The sequence below is a fragment of the Ruegeria sp. CDSC079 genome (assembly GCF_059610505.1).
This window is the reverse complement of sequence record NZ_JBXWNT010000001.1, coordinates 230,053-245,987: the sequence shown is the minus strand read 5'-3', so window position 1 is coordinate 245,987 and position 15,935 is coordinate 230,053. Positions and strand designations below refer to the sequence as shown.

Here is a 15,935-nt window from a genome sequence, read left to right as displayed (position 1 = left end):
CGCTTTTTCTGCGGTTGCACGATCACTCTTTAGGGTTGCACCACAAAAGAGTCCATTACGTCACATCGCCTGTTATTTCTGCAAGCGCGAAGGCAGGCCATTGGCCCAGGCGCTGATCGTACCGGCTCCAAGGCAGACAACCATGTCTCCGGGGCGGGCCTGTTCACGAACCAGACGTTCAAGATCGGATTCGTCCATCAAAGCGCGGGCATGTCGATGCCCATGCCGGATGAGCCCCTGAACCAGGTCATCGCGGGACGCCCCTTCGATCGGGTCCTCTCCGGCAGCGAAAATATCGGCGATGGCAACAACGTCGGCGTCATTGAAACAGGTACAGAAATCATCGAACAGATTAGACAAACGCGAATACCTGTGGGGTTGATGGACCGCGATCACACGGCCTTCGGTGGCCTGGCGTGCGGCTTTCAGAACCGCTGCGATTTCAACCGGGTGGTGACCGTAATCGTCGATGATCGTGACACCATCGACCTCACCCACTTTGGTAAAGCGACGATTGACGCCACCAAAATTAGCCAACGCTTCGCGGATTTCGGCGGCTTTCATGCCCAGATGGCGGGCAACAGCAACCGCAGACAACGCGTTCGAGACGTTGTGGTCGCCTGGCATCGGCAGGGTGCAGCCCTCGATCCTCTTGTCTTCGTATTGCAGGTGAATGTCGAAATGTGCGACGCCGCCCTTATAGGTCAGGTTCTCGGCCCGCACATCCGCCTGCGCGTTGAAACCATAAGTCCGCACGCGCCGGTCTGTGATGCGACCCACCAGTGTTTGCACTTCGGCGTGGTCGGTGCAGCAGACGGCAAGCCCGTAAAACGGCAGGTTCGAGACAAATTCGTAGAACCCGTCGCGCAGCTGGTCGAAATCGCCCCAATGCTCCATATGCTCGGGGTCGATATTGGTGACAATGGCAATGGTCGCAGGCAGACGGTTGAACGAGCCGTCGGATTCGTCCGCCTCGACCACCATCCATTCGCCCTGCCCCATTCGCGCATTCGAGCCATAAGCGTGAATGATACCGCCATTGATCACGGTCGGGTCAAATTCCCCTGCCACCATCAGTTCAGCCATCATCGTGGTGGTGGTGGTCTTGCCGTGGGTTCCGGCAATGGCAATGTTGGATTTCAAGCGCATCAACTCGGCCAGCATATCGGCCCGACGCACCACTGGCAGGCCCCGCGCACGGGCACCGTCCAGCTCCGGGTTGCCCGGTTTGATCGCGGTCGACACCACAACCACGGCGGCGTTCTCAAGGTTTTCAGCGCTTTGACCGACAAAGATCTCGGCGCCCAGACCAGCAAGGCGGTCGGTGATTTTCGACGCTTTCAGGTCCGAGCCCTGCACCCGGTAGCCCAGATTCAAAAGCACCTCGGCAATGCCCGACATCCCGATCCCGCCGATACCCACGAAATGGATCGGCCCGACATCCTGCGGCAGTTTGGTTGCTGGGGTCATGCGGTCTCCTTCTGGGCCAACTGTTCGACCTGGGCGACCAAACGCTCGGTCGCGTCCGGTGCGCCGGTCGATAAGGTGGCATGGGCCATCTTTTGCGCGGCTTCGGGGTTTGTCAGAACTGCGGTGATTTGCTGTGTCAGCGAAGGAACGTCAAGCAGGTTCTCTGGAATCATGATTGCCCCTCCGGCCTGAACCAGCCCGCGTGCATTGGCGGTCTGATGATCGCCCGCTGCGGCGGCATACGGGATCAGGATCGAGGGCCGTCCGATGACGGAAATATCCGCAACACTTGACGCACCTGAGCGTGATATCACCAGCTGCGCATCGGACATACGACGGGGCACATCCTGAAAGAACGGTTTCACTTCGGCACGGATACCGTGGTCGTCATAAAACGCGGAAACACGGGCGCCGTCTTCGTCACGGGCCTGATGTGCGACACGAATATGGAGGCGCATCTCATCAGGCAGCGCGGCAATCGCTTCGGGCACAATCTGACTAAGGATGCGCGCACCTTGCGAGCCACCCATCACCAGGATCGACATCGGGTAATCGCCCGGTGGGATATAGCCCGCCGCAGCCCGGTCCAGCACGGCGGCCCGAACCGGGTTGCCGGTATGTATGCCCTTTGCACCGTCCGGCAGATCAGTCGGCCAGACACCACAAGCCACCTGCGCCACGCGGGTCGCAAACAGCTGATTCACGCGGCCCAAAACGCCGTTCTGTTCATGGATCATGCGCGGGATCTTCAACATCGTCGCAGCACCCAGCGCTGGGATCGAGGGGTAACCGCCAAAGCCGACCACGACGTCCGGTCGGTCGCGCAGCATCTGAAACGCCATACCGGCGACACCACCTGCGATCTTGGGACCGACCATCAGTTTGGCGGGCAGTCCGCCACGAGCGAAGGTTGCCGAGGACGCCTCGACAATTTCAGTCGAATGCGGAAAGCCACCCGTATATCGTGCGCCGCGCGTATCGGTGGACAAGCGCACACGCCAGCCCCTGTGCAGCATCGCCTCGGCCAGCGCCTGAGCCGGGAACATGTGGCCCCCGGTCCCGCCAGCCGCAATCAGAAGGTAGGGTTTGCTCATCAGCCTCGTCCGCGTAGAATATCACCAAGTTCGCCCTGAGGGCGGGTGCGGGTAAACGCCAGAAGCATGCCGATTGCAATACCACCTGCAATCAGGGACGAGCCGCCATAGCTGACGAACGGCAAAGTCATGCCTTTGGCAGGCAAAAGACGCACGGCGACGCCCATATTGATCATCGCCTGAACCCCGAACATGCAGGCCAGACCGGTGCCCGCCAGACGGATGAACATGTCGCGCTCGCGCATCAGCCGCAGCAATGACCGCACGACGATCAGGGAATACAGTGCGATGATAATCAGCACCAGGATCAGGCCATATTCCTCGGCCGCGACAGCGATGATGAAATCCGTATGGGCATCGGGCAGCGACCATTTCACCTGCCCTTCACCCACGCCGACACCGAAAAGCCCGCCCTCGCGGATCGCATTGGTGGCATAGCCCAGCTGAGTGGTCGGATCGACCTCTTGGTTCAGGAACCCGTCAATGCGTCGGGCGAAATGTTCCGAGTTGGAATAGGCGAACATACCGCCAAGCACGACAAACCCCGCCATACCAACCAGCAACAACATCGGCGCACCGGCAACGAAATACATCACGCCCCAGCCAAACAGGATCAGGCAGGCCTGACCAAAATCGGGCTGCATAACCAACATGGCGACAATCGCCATGCACAGCGCAAAAGACCATAGCCGACCGGGCGGGCCGTTGATCTGTTGTGACGCGGCCAACAACCAGGCCGCCACAACGATAAACCCGGGTTTCAGAAATTCAGACGGCTGCAGCGAGGCAAAGCCAAGCGAATACCAGCGCACCGCACCTTTGCCAAAATCTGTGCCAAAGACGGGAAGGAAGACCAGCGCGACAAAAGCAGCAAGAAACCCCAACACCGCCAGACGTCGAACCAGTGTGGGCGACATCATCGAAGTCAGCAGCATCGCAACAAGCGCCATTCCGCCGAACAACGCCTGGCGTTCGACGTAATGGAACGGATCGAACCCGTTGCGACCAGCCAGCGGCGGCGATGAGGCCAGCCCCAGCAACAGCCCGATGACAAACAGGATCAGTACGCAGGACATCGTCCAACGATCAATCGTCCGCCACCACTTTGGTAGAATCGGTTCTCCGCGCTGGTCCTGGACCGCGCCATACACCATCTCAGTCATGAGATACCGCCACTATCTGCCTCGTCAACGCCCCGTTTTCGGGGTCTATGTGCGAGTCTACAGGGGTTTTAGCGTTTGGGCTAGTGGAATGACGCCGCGACAGGGGGAAATTAGCGCCTTCAAGCCAGTGATCCGCTTCAGGGCTTCCCGTACCGGGCGTTCGGATCACCTAGGGAACAAGATCGTAGTGCTTTATCCTTCTGGATTCGACCAATTCAGCCTTTTTTCCCAGTCGAACTGTGACTTGGGAAATGCGCGTGATCACTGAACCGCCCTCCTGTGCAGTGCGTCAAATTGAGCTTCCTTGTCGGGCGTATTCTGGCACATGGTATTCCGGCCAACATCACAAGTGTTCCAACTGCCAATTTCAGACCATTTTCCCAAACCAATCAGAGGACGGAGCCACAGTCACGGACAGACGTTTGCAGCGCGCGTTTACGTCTCCCCCTTGCCATCCCAGTCATTCCACGCCATCCCCCGAGCATGACTTATGATACGATCATCCTGGGCGCCGGTGCTGCTGGCTTGATGTGTGCAGCCCATTGCGTTGGGCGCGTTCTGGTGATCGATCACGCGAAGGCGCCGGGTGAGAAAATCCGCATCTCGGGCGGCGGGCGGTGCAATTTCACCAATATGTATGCCGGGCCGGGCAACTTCCTGTCTCAGAACCCGCATTTCTGTAAGTCCGCATTGGCGCGCTACACGCAGTGGGATTTCATTGAAATGGTCGGGCGTCATGACATCGCTTGGCACGAGAAAACACTGGGACAGCTGTTCTGCGACGGTTCCTCGAAACAGATCATCCAAATGTTGCTGGATGAAATAGAGCGCGCCGGGGCCGAGCTGTGGGTAAGGACCGAGATGAAGGACCTGTGCAAAACCGACACTGGTTTCGCGCTGACGGTTGAACGCGAGGGACAGCGTCATGCCCTGACCTGCACCAATCTGGTTCTGGCCACGGGTGGCAAGTCGATCCCTAAAATGGGGGCGACGGGTCTGGCTTATGACATCGCACACCAGTTTGGATTGCGGATGACCGAGACACGCGCGGCTCTGGTGCCGTTCACCTTTACCGACGGCAGATTCAAGGACCTGTCCGGTGTCTCGCTGCCGACGCGGCTGTCGAACGACCGGACCAGCTTTGACGAGGCTTTGCTTTTCACCCATCGCGGCCTCAGCGGACCAGCTGCGCTGCAACTATCCTCATACTGGCGCGAGGGTGAGGCGATCCGGGTCAACCTGATCCAGGATATGCCACTGTTCGACCTGCTGCGAGATCAGCGCCAAAACAGCGGACGCAAAGCCCTGACTACTGAACTTTCCCGGCAGTTACCCGCGCGATTGGTCGATTTCCTGAGCCAACACATTCCCATGCAAGGCAATTTGGCCGACCAATCGGACACCGCCCTTTCGGACCTGGTCGAGGCCCTGTCGAACTGGCATCTGACCCCGTCCGGGACCGAAGGCTATCGCACCGCCGAGGTCACGCTGGGCGGCATCGACACCGATGATCTGTCGTCAAAAACGATGGAGGCCAGGGATGTCCCCGGCCTCTATGCGATAGGTGAAGCGGTGGATGTCACCGGTTGGCTGGGCGGGTACAATTTCCAATGGGCATGGTCCTCAGGCCATGCCGCTGGAACTGCAATCGCCAGTCGTGGTTAGCCGACACGGTATTTGCGCGGCACTAGCCGACGACGTTGTATCCACGGCCACGCATGCAGTTACGCACCAACACTTCTTTGTTCTGGTTCTTGTTGATCACATCCGCACCGGCGCCAACCAACGCACCTGCAACTGCAGCGCGGCCCAGATTATCGCTGCTGTCCTGTACGATCCCGGTCACTGCGGCTGCGCCAACGGCGCCGATGGCTGCATTCCCGGCCGTGGTGCCATCAACAGATGCCTGCGATGCCGCAAGCTGTTGGCACTGCTGCAGATCAACGTTGTAATTAGGGCCAACCGGACCATCGATGATCGGCTGGTAGTTTGCGCCAGTGTTGGTGCAGGCACCCGCAATCAGAATGGCAGGCAGGATCAGGGAAAACTTACGATATGGCATAGTCATAACCTCGTGTTGAATTTGACGGGTAGCAAAACCAAAAAATATGGCGCGTCAAGCTGATAGCATCTCAGCTTGGCCCAACCGGCGATCTATTGCAAATGGCGTGTCCTAAAGCCGTTTACGAACCTGTTCTGCAAAATCCTCACCGCGTTGTTCGAAATTGTCATATTGATCAAAACTGGCTGCGGCAGGGGCCAGCAAAATCGTCTCGCCCGACTGCGCGTCGTTCATTGCCTGTTCAACGGCTTCTGCCATTGTGGTGCAAACCAGGGTATCTGCCTGTAACTGCATTGCAAATCCGGCAGCTTCGCGCCCGATCACATAAGCCTTGAGCACATGTTCACTGGCTGAGTTGAGTGCAGACAACCCGCCCTCTTTCTCAAGCCCGCCACAGATCCAGCGGACCTTCTTGAACGCATTCAACGCCTTTACTGCGCTGTCGACATTGGTCGCCTTTGAATCGTTCACATAGGTGACCCCATCCGCTTCGGCGATGATCTGACTGCGATGCGGCAGGCCCGGATAGCTGTGCAACGCATCCTGAATGATCCGAGGGGCCAACCCCAACGCGCGGCACGTGGCGTAGGCGGCACAGGCATTCTGGTGATTATGTGCACCGGGCAGACCTTTGATCTCGCGCAGGTCAATCGACCCCGCCTGTCGCCCCTTGCGATACTCCGACAGGAACCCTTTGCGCGCAAATACCTGCCATCCGGGTCCGGTCAACTTGCGGGCAACTGAGATACGGATCACCCGGTCATCCGTTGGCGCTTCGGCCAGCTGGCCGGCCAGAAAGGCGCCTTCGTCCTCATCCACACCGATCACGGCGCGGTCAGGGCCGCCCTCGGCAAACAGACGGCGCTTGGCGGCGAAATAGCCTCCCATGCCGCCATGACGATCCAGATGATCCGGCGACAGGTTGGTGAAAATGGCCACATCGGGTGTCAGCGACCGCGCGAGCTCTGTCTGATAGCTGGACAGTTCCAACACCACGACCGAGCCATTGCCCCCCGGATCAATATCCAGAACGCCGCGGCCTATGTTCCCGGCCAACTGCGCCTCGCGGCCCGCTTCGGTCAGGATATGATGGATAAGGGCGGCGGTGGTTGATTTCCCGTTCGACCCGGTCACCGCGACCACGCGGGGCGGAGTATCCAGATTGTCCCATTCCGGCCCAGCAAATGAGCGGAAAAACAAACCGATATCGTTATCCACCGGCACCCCGGCCTCAAGCGCTGCGGCCACCACAGGGTTCGGCGATGGGTAGAGATGCGGTATTCCGGGCGAGACAATCAGACAGGCAACCTCATCGAACGCCCCGTGACGCCCAAGATCCTGACACGTAAACCCTTCGGCTTCAGCCGCCGCGCGTGCAGCCGGATTATCATCCCAGCAGACGGGTTCAGCCTTACCGGCCCGCAAGGCGCGCGCCGTGGTCAGGCCAGACCGACCCAGCCCCAGAACCGCAACTTTCTGTCCTGAAAACCCTTTGACCGGGATCATTCGTGCACTCCATCCTTGCCGTTTGCCGCGCAGACTACCCTGTACAGGCCGCGATGTGGAATGCAAGCGCGGTTAACCGGGCTTGTTTGCGAGCAAGTCATCCAAGTTTTCCCGAACCGTTACTGTTCTTGGGTGCTGGGACCCTAGGGCCTTCTCAAGAATGCCCAGCGCCTTGCGAAAAAACGGCTCGGCTTCATCATAACGACCCGTATCTACAAGCAACCCTGCGAGGTTATTGAGGTGGTTCGCATAGTCGGGATGCGAGGCACTGATCGTTTTGCGGTCAATCTTCAACGCCTCGCGAAAAAGCGGCTCGGCCTCATCATAGCGGCTCATTGCCCTCAGCAATTCAGCGAGGTTATTGAGACCGATGGCATAGTTCGGATGCTCGACACCGATCGTTTTGCGGTCAATCTCCAACGCCTCACGGTAAAATGGTTCAGCCTCACCGTAACGACCTGTTACCTCCAGCAACACTGCGAGGTTGATGAGGTCCGTTGCATAGCCAGGATGCTCGGCACCAAGCGTTTCGCGGTCAATCTTCAGCGCCTCGCGAAAAAGCGGCTCGGCCTCATCGTTGTGACCTAATGCTCTTAAGTTGATTGCATGTTCGTTAAGCGCTTCGGCAAGACGATCCATTGTCTCATCCAGTCGAGCAACTTCTAGAAGTTCACCACTGAAACGCAAAGCTGCGTCATAGTTGCCAGAGAGCTCGGCAAGATCACTGGCTTTTCGCAAGTTCTCAAAACCAGCATCCAGTTTTGCCGCGCGGGCGTAGTGCTCTGCGGCATCGGCCCAGCGGATTTCGGCCTCAGCAATCTCTCCACGGCCAAAGGCCGCGCGCGCGGCTTCCTCGATCTCCAGTTTGCGGCGTTCCTCAATCTCGGCAAACAAATTATCCGCAATGGAGTAGTCGCCTTTTTCCAAAGCTTCCCGCGCCTCTGCCAGACGGTCTCCGCCGATTTCATTGCCGGATCGTTCCAGCAGCGCTTCTAACTCGGCAATACGTTTTCGCGCTGTTGCAAGCGACGCGTCTGGATTGGCCATCTGATTTTTAAGCTCAGCGATCTGCGCAGTTAACTGCGCTTTCTCATCATCATGGGCAGTTGCCAGTTTCTGCTCTAACTGATGCTCTCGTTTCTCTAGAATCGCCAAATGCTGATCCAGAGTCAGCACGTTGACGTCCGGAAGCGGAATTGGTTTTTGGTCGTTCTGCAGGGGTTTTGGTTTTGGCGATATCCATTGAATACAAAACCAGATCGCCCCCAGTACCATCCCGATTAACGGCAAGAAAACTGCGACCGCAGCCGAAATTGCCGTCACCCTGTTTTGGTGATCCTCATCCCCAAACCAAGCCCAAATGGAAAACCCAAAATCTGCAAGCCAATCCAACGCCGCACCAATCCATAATCTATTGCGCCACCATACCGGCATGTGGCGCGTTTGGAAGGTGGATTTCGCCTGAGTTCGGGCGAAACCTGCAAGGAAAAGGCCTTGTTAGCGCACTTTCAACGTGGCCAGACCGATCATCGCCAGGATCAGAGAGATGATCCAGAACCGGATTACGATGGTGGGTTCTGCCCAGCCCTTTTTCTCATAGTGATGATGGATCGGGGCCATCAGGAACACGCGGCGTCCAGTGCGTTTGAAGTACAGCACCTGGATGATCACGCTCAGCGCTTCGACCACGAACAGACCTCCGACGACGGCCAGAACCAGCTCGTGTTTGGTGGCCACCGCAATCGCGCCCAAAGCGCCGCCCAAGGCAAGCGATCCAGTATCGCCCATGAACACGGCAGCAGGCGGCGCGTTGTACCATAGAAACCCAAGGCCAGCACCGAACAGGGCCGAGGTGAAAATAAAGATCTCGCCGGTTCCGGGCACGTAATGCACATCCAGATACTCGGTAAAGTCGACCCGGCCCACCGCATAGGCGATAATCCCCAGGGTCGATGCGGCGATCATTGCGGGCATGATCGCCAGCCCGTCCAGCCCGTCAGTCAGGTTCACCGCATTTGCGGACCCAACGATCACGACAATCGCGAAGGGAATGTAGAATATCCCCAGATTGAGCAGCGTGTCTTTGAATACCGGCACAGCAAGCTGATTCTGCAGCGCCTCAGGGTGGTGCATCGTGGCCCAAATAGACGCAAGAACTGCGATAACCACACCAAGTCCTAACCGCATTTTCCCCGAAACACCTTTGGTGTTTTGCTTGGAGACCTTGGCATAGTCATCTGCAAACCCAATGGCGGCATAGGCCAGCGTTACGAATAAGACCATCCAGACATAGGGGTTGTCCCACCGTGCCCAAACCAGTGTCGATGTGACAAGCGCGCCCACGATCAGCAAGCCGCCCATGGTCGGCGTACCCGCCTTGGAAAAGTGCCCCTCGGGGCCATCATCCCGGATCGGTTGCCCTTTGCCCTGCTTGCGGCGCAGAACATTGATCAGCGGTTTGCCAAAGATAAACCCGAAAATCAGCGCTGTCATAAAGGCACCGCCCGCCCGGAACGTGATGTACCGGAAGAGATTGAAAAAATCCCCTCCGTCCGACAGGCCGGTCAACCAATAGAGCATATCAATACCTTTCCCGTGCGGCGATCATGGCTCAAGCGCGTCCCCTTGCCCCATTTCCCGCAAACCGTCAACAATTCGCGCCAGTGCCATGCTGAGTGATCCTTTGGCCAGAACAGTGTCGCCTGCGCAGATCAGCTCTGGCAGCCGTTCAGCCATCTCAACGCTGGTCTCAAACCAAAATCCGCGCTTTTCCGCTGGCAACGCATCGTAAAGCGCTTTCATAAGCGGGCCAATGCAGTGAACCTGATCCATCTGCGTCATAGCCGCGACATTCGCCATCGCTGCATGCATGGGGATCTCTTGCGCGCCCAGCTCTTTCATATCACCCAGAAACGCGATCCGGCGCCTGCCCTGTGAGGCGGCCAAAACTTCCAAGGCAGCCTCCATCGAAGTTGGATTGGCGTTATAGCTGTCGTCCAGCAATTCGACCTGACCACCATCCGCCAGTGAAATCTGCTCGCGAACGCCGCGACCTTTTACCGGCAACCAGTTGCCCAAGCCTGCGATGGCTTCGTTCAGGTCGACACCAAGTTCAACGCAGGCCGCCAATGCCCCAAGTGCATTCATGGCAAAATGAGTGCCTGCTGATTGCACATCAAAGGAGATGGCTTTTCCGTCGACCCTGGCCGTTGCATGGACCGAGTCCGGTTTCTGCACAACATCGGTCAGCACGTAATCTGACGCAGCGCGCCCAAAATCGACGATCCCTGCTCCGGCCTCATCTGCGTATTGGCGCAGAATGTCGGCGTGTTCGATATCCGCATTCACGATGGCCGCACCGCCTGGGACCAACCCTTCGAATATCGCGGCTTTCTCTTTCGCAATACCTGCAACCGACTCGAATGCTTCCAGATGGACTGCCGCAACTGTGGTGACCAATCCCACGTGTGGACGGGCCTGACGCGCCAGCGGAGCAATCTCTCCGGGATGATTCATCCCGACCTCGATCACAGCGAATTCGGTATCGCGCGGCATCCGCGCAAGCGTCAGCGGCACCCCCCAATGGTTGTTGTAGCTGGCAACGCTGGCATGTGTTTTCCCATGAATTTCCAAGATGTTGACCAGCATTTCTTTGGTCGATGTCTTGCCGACGCTGCCGGTTACACCGACCACGCGCGCCTCTGTCCGGGCACGAGCCGCCTGTCCCAGCGCCTCAAGCCCGGTCTGCACGTCCTCGACGATCAGTAACGGCGCGTGCGGGGAAACGCCTTCGGGTATCTGCGAGACCAGCGCTGCGCCTGCGCCCTTCTCAAGCGCTTGCGCCACAAAATCGTGGCCGTCGCGCGCCGCCTTCAGCGCAACAAACAGATCTCCGGGCTGCAATGTGCGGGTGTCGATGGATACGCCATTGACCTGCCAATCGGCGGTGGCACGCCCGCCAGTGGCCGCAACCGCCTCAGCCGCAGTCCAGAGCGTCATGCCACCCTCCCATCGAGGGCGGCCACGCTGATGCTGGCCTGTTCTACGTCGTCGAAAGGTAAAACCTGATCGCCCACGATCTGTCCTGTCTCGTGCCCTTTACCGGCGATCAGCAGCGCATCACCCGGTTGCAGGGCATCTATGCCGCGCAGGATGGCTTCGGCACGATCACCCACCTCGGTCGCCTCGGGCGCGCCCAGCATCACCGCAGTACGAATGGTGGCCGGGTCTTCGGTGCGGGGATTGTCGTCGGTGACAAATACCACATCAGCGTTATTGGTCGCAGCCTTGCCCATCAGCGGGCGCTTGGTCGCATCACGATCTCCGCCGGCACCGATGACGGCAATCAGCCGGCCCATAACATGAGGGCGCAAAGCCTTGAGTGCCGTGGCCACAGCATCTGGCGTATGGGCGTAATCGACAAACACAGCAGCCCCGTTTTCACGCGTCGCAGCCAGTTGCATCCGTCCCCGGACCGTCGTCAGATGCGGCAGGGTCTCGAAAACACGCGTGGGATCTTCGCCACCAGCGATCACCAGCCCACATGCCAGCAGGATGTTTTCAGCCTGGAACCCACCGATCAGGTTCAATCGGGTCTGATAAACCTTACCCTGCCACGAAAACCGCAGATCCTGCCCGGTTGCATCAAAGCGCTGATTGAGCAGACACAGATCTGCATCACCCAATCCAACGGTCAGCACATTTTGTCCACGGGTTTCAGCGATACGACGAACCTGCCCACCCTTTGGATCGCTCATGTTGACCACAACCGTGCCGTCCTGAGGCAACACGCGGTCGAAAAGTCCTGCTTTGGCGGCAAAATACGCCTCGAAGGTTTCGTGATAATCCAGATGATCCTGGGTGAAATTCGAGAAACCCGCTGCCGCCAACTGTACCCCGTCGAGGCGGCGCTGCTCGAGACCATGCGAGGATGCCTCCATCGCCGCATGCGTCACGCCATTCTCAGCCGCCTCGGCCAAACACCGATGCAGGGTGATCGGTTCGGGCGTTGTATGCGCCAAAGGGGCCGTCCATGCGCCTTCGACCCCGGTTGTGCCCAGGTTGACGGCGGCATGACCCAGTTCCATCCAGATTTGGCGGACAAAGGTCGCGACAGAGGTTTTACCATTGGTCCCCGTCACAGCCACGATGGTCTGAGGCTGCTTTCCGAACCACAGTGCTGCGCATCCTGCCAGCGCCTGCCTTGGGTCTTCAACCACCACCAGCGCGGCATCCGTCCCCGCAAGCACGCCCGCTGCGACCTCGGCCCCTTCGGCATCGGTGAGGATTGCGGCGGCCCCCATGCGCAGAGCATATTGAATGAACTCTGCGCCATGGACCCGCGTTCCCGGAAGTGCCGCAAACAGATAACCGTCTTTGACCTCGCGGCTATCAACGGCCAACCCGGTGATGTCGGGGTTCGCACCTGCGCGCGCAGTCAGGGCCAGTTGGCTGAGTTTCTTAGTCCTAGTGCCCATGACCCACCTTTCGCCGGACGCCTAATTCGAGGTCAGCGTTATAGCAGCGCGCGCCTCAGGCTCAAGCCGGGGACGCAGGCCCAGCAGTGGGGCAATCCGTCCGATCAATTCCGCGGCCACAGGGACGGCTGTCCACCCCGCCGTCCGGCGCTTTTCGCCATAGGCCACGATGGACGGTTCATCCAGCGTGACGATCAGCACGTATTTCGGATCATAAGCCGGGAAGATCGTGGCGAATGTGGCAATGACCTTGTCATCATAATACCCGCCGCGCGGCTTGGGTTTGTCTGCGGTACCGGTTTTGCCCGCCACGTCATACCCGGCGACATCGCCAAAGCTGGCCGTGCCATCGGTGACAACCTTGCGCAGCATCTTCTGTGCCTGCGTCGCAGCCCCCAGAGACATCACGCGCGGGCCATATTGTGACCCGCTCCGGCGCAAAATGGTCGGGCTGACATAGTATCCGCCATTGGCAATCGCCGCATACCCCGCAGCCAGATGCATCGGGCTGGTCGACAAGCCATGGCCATAAGAAATGGTCACGGTGCTCAGCTCACCCCATTTCTTGGGCTTGAGCGGTTCGCCACCTTTTGCTTCGACAATCTCGAACGGGGTGGGTTCGAACATGCCCAGCGAACGCAGGAATTCCTGTTGCCGCTGCGCGCCAATTTGCAGCGCCAGACGCCCAGTACCCCGGTTCGAGCTGTGGACGATCACATCCGCCACGCTGATCTTGCCGTAATTCTTGCCGTTGAACTCACCAATCGGAAAACGCCCGATTTTCATCGGACCCGAGGTGTCGATGATCGTTTCAGAGTTCACCAGACCAAGCTGAATTGCCTGCGCGGCGGTGAATATCTTGAACACCGATCCCAGCTCGTAAACGCCCTGCACATAGCGGTTGAACAAAGGGCTGTCCGATGGATCGAACCCCGACGTCGGGGGGCGCGGGCGATCATTGGGATCAAAGGATGGCAGCGACGCCGCCGAGATGACCTCGCCCGTATGCGCATCCATCAAAACGGCTGAGGCGCCTTTGGCGTTCATGATCTTCATGCCACCAAAAAGCACCTGTTCGACAGCGGCCTGTACAGTCAGATCCAGCGAGAGTTGCAGCGGCTTGTTTCCGTTGGCAGGGTCCCGCAGATAATCGTCAAACTGCTTTTCAATCCCGGCCACGCCTATCACCTCGGCAGCGCTCACGCCTTCACGCCCAAAACCTGACCCGCCAAGGATATGTGCTGCCAGCTTGCCATTCGGGTAAAGGCGCATTTCGCGGGGGCCAAACAGAATACCTGGATCACCGATGTCATGCACGGCTTGCTTCTGCTCGGGCGAGATACGCTTTTTGATCCACAGGAACTTGCGGTTGCCGGTGAAATCCTTGATCAGACGCTCTTTTTCCAAATCCGGGAAGATTGCCACCAGTTGATCCGCGGCGGCAATCGGATCGATCATCAACGGCGGCTGGGCATAGACGGAATAGGTGTCCAGGTTGGTCGCCAGAATGCGCCCTTCGCGGTCAACAATATTGGCGCGCTGCATCGCGATTGTGGCACCGGGGGCGTTGGCCAAGGGCTCTTGCGCCTCGGATGTCGCAAGCATCCCCATCCGAACGCCAACCACCGAGAAGGCGCAAAAGAAGAAAAGACCCAGCACCAGCAAACGGCCCTCGGCCCGAGCGCGGGCCCTGTCCTTCATATCTTCATGGCGCTTCTGGATGTTTTCGCGCTCGATAACCTTGGGGTTTTCACCGCGTGCGCGCGCATCCAGGACACGGGCCAGAGGGCGGAGGGGCGTGCGCGTCATGGGAACTGCACCTCTCCCAACGCCTTAATGTTGGTTATCGCCTGCAATTCGATGGGATCGACAATCGGAAGATCCGGATCCTCGGCATAGGCAACCTGATCCGCGCGTCCGAACTGCTCTGCTCGCAAGGGCAGCAGGCCGAGACGTTCAAAATTCAGATCCGCCAGCTCTCGAAGACGATCAGGACGGTTCAAATAAGCCCATTCCGCATTCAGAACGGCCAGTCGGACCTGTGCCACGCCGATCTCTCGTTGCAGTGTTTGCGTTTCTTTCACAACTTGCTGGGTGCGGTAGTTCTCTTGATACGCCCAAAGGGCCACCCCGAACACGGCCAAGGCAGTCAACACATACAATACACTCTTCATTTTGCCCTTCCCCCTAGTTGCGGCATCCCAATGGCACGGGCTTCAATTTCCCCTGCCGGAGCCTCGGTGCGCACAGCAACACGCAGCTTGGCTGAGCGCGAACGCGGATTTTCCTGCAATTCCTGATCGTCCGGCCCCACCGCCTTACGGGTTTTAAGCGTAAATTGCGGCAGGTCCTGCTCAATTTCGGGCGCATAGCGATTGGCCCGGCCGGTTTTGCCCGCCCGCGACTGAAAGAACCGCTTTACCATGCGATCTTCGATCGAATGGAATGTCACAACAGCCAGCTGCCCGCCCGGTTTCAGCGCGCGCTCAGCGGCCATCAGGCCCTGGAACAATTCTTCATATTCTGCATTCACCGCGATGCGCAGCCCCTGAAAGCTGCGTGTCGCGGGATGCGATTGACCGGGTTTGGGCCTGGGCAGACAGGATTCGACAAGCCCCACCAACCGCAAAGTGGTTGTGATCGGCTCTTCCGCCCGCGCCTTTACGATAGCCCTGGCAATTCGCCTGCTGGCGCGTTCTTCACCATAGTGAAACAGGATGTCGGCGAGCTGCGCTTCGCTTGCAGTGTTGACCAGATCAGCCGCGCTTTCGCCGTCCTGGCTCATGCGCATGTCCAGCGGGCCGTCCTTCATAAAGGAAAAGCCACGCTCGGCCAAATCCAGCTGCATGGAGGAAACCCCAAGGTCCAGCACCACCCCGTCCAAGTCCTGCGCGTATTCGTCCAGACGCGAAAAGACGCCGGGCTGCATCACCAGCCGATCGCCATAGCCCTTGGCCCAGTCCGCGGCCATTTCAAAGGCCAGCGGATCACGATCAACGCCGACGACCTTGTCCGCGCCTGCCTCGAGCAGGCCACGGGTATATCCCCCGGCACCAAAGGTTCCGTCCAACCAAACACCCGACACCGGAGAGACCGCAGCCAGCAAAGGGCGCAATAATACCGGAATATGTGGTTTGTCAGAAGAGGGTTGCGCACCGGCCAT

General features: G+C 58.8%; 13 protein-coding genes. 1 reads left to right on the top strand and 12 read right to left on the bottom strand.

Features of this window, described 5'->3' with window-relative positions; all coding sequences use genetic code 11:
• Positions 1–72 precede the first annotated feature (72 nt).
• Genes murC through ftsW form a run of 3 tightly spaced genes read right to left on the bottom strand, consistent with a single transcriptional unit; the run spans position 73 to position 3,727 of the window.
• Positions 73–1,470, bottom strand: a complete 1,398-nt coding sequence (gene murC, locus AC2FIC_RS01265; protein ID WP_282021454.1) for a UDP-N-acetylmuramate--L-alanine ligase — start codon at positions 1,468–1,470, stop codon at positions 73–75.
• Entirely contained in the window at positions 1,467–2,564 is a 1,098-nt protein-coding gene (locus AC2FIC_RS01260) for a UDP-N-acetylglucosamine--N-acetylmuramyl-(pentapeptide) pyrophosphoryl-undecaprenol N-acetylglucosamine transferase (RefSeq protein ID WP_496690898.1), read from the bottom strand. The genes murC and AC2FIC_RS01260 overlap by 4 nt, the downstream gene beginning before the upstream one ends.
• Positions 2,564–3,727, bottom strand: a complete 1,164-nt coding sequence (gene ftsW / locus AC2FIC_RS01255; protein ID WP_496689711.1) for a putative lipid II flippase FtsW — start codon at positions 3,725–3,727, stop codon at positions 2,564–2,566. The genes AC2FIC_RS01260 and ftsW overlap by 1 nt, the downstream gene beginning before the upstream one ends.
• A 483-nt stretch (positions 3,728–4,210) precedes the next feature.
• Between ftsW and AC2FIC_RS01250 the strand changes: the two genes are divergently transcribed.
• Positions 4,211–5,392, top strand: coding sequence for a BaiN/RdsA family NAD(P)/FAD-dependent oxidoreductase (locus AC2FIC_RS01250; RefSeq protein ID WP_496690899.1), 1,182 nt, complete (start codon positions 4,211–4,213; stop codon positions 5,390–5,392).
• Between the two features lie 22 nt (positions 5,393–5,414).
• Here AC2FIC_RS01250 and AC2FIC_RS01245 read toward each other — a convergent pair whose 3' ends face one another.
• The 9 genes from AC2FIC_RS01245 to rsmH all read right to left on the bottom strand — a co-directional run bounded on the left by AC2FIC_RS01245 (position 5,415) and on the right by rsmH (position 15,935).
• The gene (locus AC2FIC_RS01245; RefSeq protein ID WP_246097157.1) at positions 5,415–5,789 is read right to left on the bottom strand and encodes a glycine zipper family protein; all 375 of its coding nucleotides are present in this window, start codon (positions 5,787–5,789) and stop codon (positions 5,415–5,417) included.
• 111 nt (positions 5,790–5,900) lie between these two features.
• Positions 5,901–7,295, bottom strand: a complete 1,395-nt coding sequence (gene murD / locus AC2FIC_RS01240) for a UDP-N-acetylmuramoyl-L-alanine--D-glutamate ligase (protein WP_496690900.1) — start codon at positions 7,293–7,295, stop codon at positions 5,901–5,903.
• Between the two features lie 72 nt (positions 7,296–7,367).
• Positions 7,368–8,471, bottom strand: a complete 1,104-nt coding sequence (locus AC2FIC_RS01235; RefSeq protein ID WP_496690901.1) for a tetratricopeptide repeat protein — start codon at positions 8,469–8,471, stop codon at positions 7,368–7,370.
• A 321-nt stretch (positions 8,472–8,792) separates the two neighbouring features.
• The gene (gene mraY, locus AC2FIC_RS01230) at positions 8,793–9,875 is read right to left on the bottom strand and encodes a phospho-N-acetylmuramoyl-pentapeptide-transferase (protein ID WP_282021459.1); all 1,083 of its coding nucleotides are present in this window, start codon (positions 9,873–9,875) and stop codon (positions 8,793–8,795) included.
• A 24-nt stretch (positions 9,876–9,899) separates the two neighbouring features.
• Positions 9,900–11,294 carry a UDP-N-acetylmuramoyl-tripeptide--D-alanyl-D-alanine ligase gene (locus tag AC2FIC_RS01225; protein ID WP_496690902.1) on the bottom strand — a complete coding sequence of 465 codons (1,395 nt, stop codon included), beginning with the start codon at positions 11,292–11,294 and terminating at the stop codon, positions 9,900–9,902.
• Positions 11,291–12,772 (bottom strand): UDP-N-acetylmuramoyl-L-alanyl-D-glutamate--2,6-diaminopimelate ligase, encoded by a 1,482-nt coding sequence (locus AC2FIC_RS01220; protein ID WP_496690903.1) that lies wholly within the window; start codon positions 12,770–12,772, stop codon positions 11,291–11,293. Before AC2FIC_RS01220 ends, AC2FIC_RS01225 begins: the two co-directional genes overlap by 4 nt.
• A gap of 21 nt (positions 12,773–12,793) precedes the next feature.
• A complete protein-coding gene (locus tag AC2FIC_RS01215; RefSeq protein ID WP_496690904.1) occupies positions 12,794–14,581 on the bottom strand; it encodes a peptidoglycan D,D-transpeptidase FtsI family protein in 1,788 nt (595 codons plus the stop codon).
• Positions 14,578–14,946 (bottom strand): cell division protein FtsL, encoded by a 369-nt coding sequence (gene ftsL, locus AC2FIC_RS01210; protein WP_142635053.1) that lies wholly within the window; start codon positions 14,944–14,946, stop codon positions 14,578–14,580. The genes AC2FIC_RS01215 and ftsL overlap by 4 nt, the downstream gene beginning before the upstream one ends.
• Positions 14,943–15,935, bottom strand: a complete 993-nt coding sequence (rsmH, locus tag AC2FIC_RS01205; protein WP_496691041.1) for a 16S rRNA (cytosine(1402)-N(4))-methyltransferase RsmH — start codon at positions 15,933–15,935, stop codon at positions 14,943–14,945. Before rsmH ends, ftsL begins: the two co-directional genes overlap by 4 nt.